The organism is Corallococcus praedator (assembly GCF_003612125.1).
In the GTDB taxonomy this organism is placed as follows: Bacteria; Myxococcota; Myxococcia; order Myxococcales; family Myxococcaceae; genus Corallococcus; species Corallococcus praedator.
On the sequence record NZ_RAWI01000666.1, the window covers coordinates 1 to 2,684 of the forward strand.

General features: G+C 70.2%; 1 protein-coding gene. It reads left to right on the top strand.

From position 1 onward, the window contains the following. A partial coding sequence (locus D7Y13_RS40595) for a condensation domain-containing protein (protein WP_147452626.1) occupies window positions 1–2,684 on the top strand: 2,684 nt, incomplete at both ends.

Sequence of the window (2,684 nt, forward strand, 5' to 3'; positions counted from 1 at the left end):
TGCCTCCGGGGGCGGTGCCCAAGACGTCGAGCGGGAAGATTCAGCGCTTCGCGTGCCGTGCGGCGCTGGTGTCCGGGGAACTCGCGGTGCTGTGGCGCAGTGAGGCGGCGGGTGCGGAGCCGTTGGTACGGACTCCGGTGCTTGTGTCTGAGGCGCCGACGGTGGAGCAGGCCGGTGCGGCGGAGACCACGGCTTCGGTGGGTACGACGCTGAGTCAGCCCGGTGCGCTCGCAGGCGCCTCGGCAGTGGACGACGTCTTGGCTTCGGCTGGCACGACGGCGAATCAGTCGGGTGCGATCGCGGATGCCTCGGCTGCGGTTGGGGCGACGGCGAATCAGGTCGGAGTGCCCTCGGGTGTTTCGGCCCCTGTGGCCCAGGTCTCGGCCTCCCCTGCCCGCTCCGTGGAGGAACTGGAGCGCATTCTTCGCGAGGAGCTGACCGCGGTCCTCGGGGCGGAGGCCGGCCTTCAGGGCTCGGACGTTCCGCTCACGCAGTTGGGCATGGACTCGCTCGCGGCCGCGGACCTCCAGGGACGCATCGAGAAGCGTCTGGGGATGCGTGTCTCCGCCGCGACCCTGTTGCAGGACGTGACCCTCCAGGGACTCGTGGCGTCGCTGGCCCAGGGCAGCACCGCGACGGGCCTCGCGGCGCTTCCTCCCGTGCAGCGTCGCTCGGCTTCGGCGGGGCTGACACCGGCCTCGTTCTCCCAGCAGCGCCTGTGGTTCCTCCAGCAACTGGCGCCGGAGTCCACCGCCTACCACGTGCCCGTGTCGCTTTCGCTCCGGGGCCCCCTGGCCCCGGAGACGCTGTCGCGTTCGCTGAACGAGCTGGTCCGTCGCCACGAAGCGCTACGCACGACCTTCGTCGCGCGGGACGGCGTGCTGTTCCAACAGGTCCACGCACCCTCTCCCGTGTCGTTGACGGTGGAGGACGTTGTCAGCCAGGACTCCGTGTCACGCGAGGCCGTGCTGGATGCGTGGGCGGTGCGTGATGCCCAGCAGCCGATGGACATGTTCACCGGGCCGCTGCTGCGCTTCGTGCTGCTGCGCTTCGCGCCCGATGACCACGTGCTGCTCGTCTTCGTGCACCACCTCATCGCGGACGGCTGGTCCGTGGCGGTGCTCTCGCGCGAGCTGGCCGCCCTCTACGGGGCCTTCGGGGACGAGCGCCCCTCGCCCCTGCCCGAGCCCGCGCTCCAGTACGGCGACTTCGCGGCGTGGCAGCAGTCGTACCTGACGCCCCAGGCCCTGGCCCCGGAGCTGGCGTGGTGGAAGCAGACGCTCTCCGGCGCGCCGTCCCTGCTGTCCCTGGCCACCGACAAGCTTCGCCCCCAGCGGCTGTCCTCCCACGGTGCCCGCAGGCTGCGCGTGCTGCCCGCGCCCTTGATGGCGAAGCTGAACGCGCTGGGCCGCCGTGAAGGCGCGACGCCCTTCATGATGCTGGTGTCCGCGCTGGCCACCGTGCTGCACCGGTGGAGCGGCCAGACGGACTTCATCCTCGGCTCCGCGACGTCCGGGCGCGATGTGCCGGGCACTCGCTCCCTCGTGGGCGACTGCACCAACTTCCTTCCGCTGCGTCTGCGCCTGCCCGCTGACACCACCGTGTCGGGGCTCCTCTCCAGCGTGAAGCAGACGACGCTGGATGCGCTGGCCCACGGGTACGTGCCCTATGACCACGTACTCGCGGCTGTGCAGCCGGGCTCGCAGCGGCGCGAGCTGTACAACATCGCCTTCGTCCTGGACGACTACGCCATTCCGCGCGCCCAGCCGGTGGGCGGTGGACTGACGCTGGACGTGGGGCTACTAGACAACCGCACCACCGAACTCGACATGACGTTCGAGGCCGCACCCGGCCCGGACGGACTGCTCATCGGCTGCAAGTACGCCACCGACCTCTTCGAGCCCGAGACCATCGACCGACTCCTCTCCCACGTGGAGAACGTCGTCGGCGGAATGGTGGCGGCCCCGGAGACGAAGCTCTCCGAGCTGCCCGTGATGACGGAGTCCGAGCGTCACCAGGTCCTCCACGGCTGGAACCCGCCTGTTGAACCGTTCGCCACCGGCACGCTGGTGGAGCGCTTCGAAGCGCAGGTGGACCGCACCCCGGACGCCATCGCCGTCAGCTTCGAGCTGCGCCAGCTGACGTACCGCGAGCTGGACGCCCGGGCGAACCGGCTGGCCCACGTGCTCCAAGCGCGTGGGGTGGGCCCGGAAGTCCTCGTGGGCGTGTGCCTGGAGCGCGGCGTGGAGCTGGTGGTAACGCTGCTCGGCATCCTCAAGGCCGGAGGTGCGTACCTGCCCCTGGACTCCGCGCACCCGCGTGAGCACCTGGCCTTCCTGCTGGAAGACGCGCGCTCGCCGCTCGTCCTCACCCAGGCGTCACTGGAGGAACGCGTGCCGTCCGTGGACGGCACCTCCGTGCTCACATTCGAAGCGGCGATGGCCTCCGGAGCTTCGTCTGAACGGCCCGCGCACCGGAATGCTCCGGGCGACCTCGCGTACGTCATCTACACGTCGGGCTCCACCGGACGTCCCAAGGGCGTGATGGTGCAGCACGGCCACGTCACGCGGCTCTTCAGCGCGACGGACGCGAAGTTCCACTTCGGGCCCAAGGACGTGTGGACGCTGTTCCACTCGTACGCGTTCGACTTCTCCGTCTGGGAGCTGTGGGGCGCATTGCTGTAC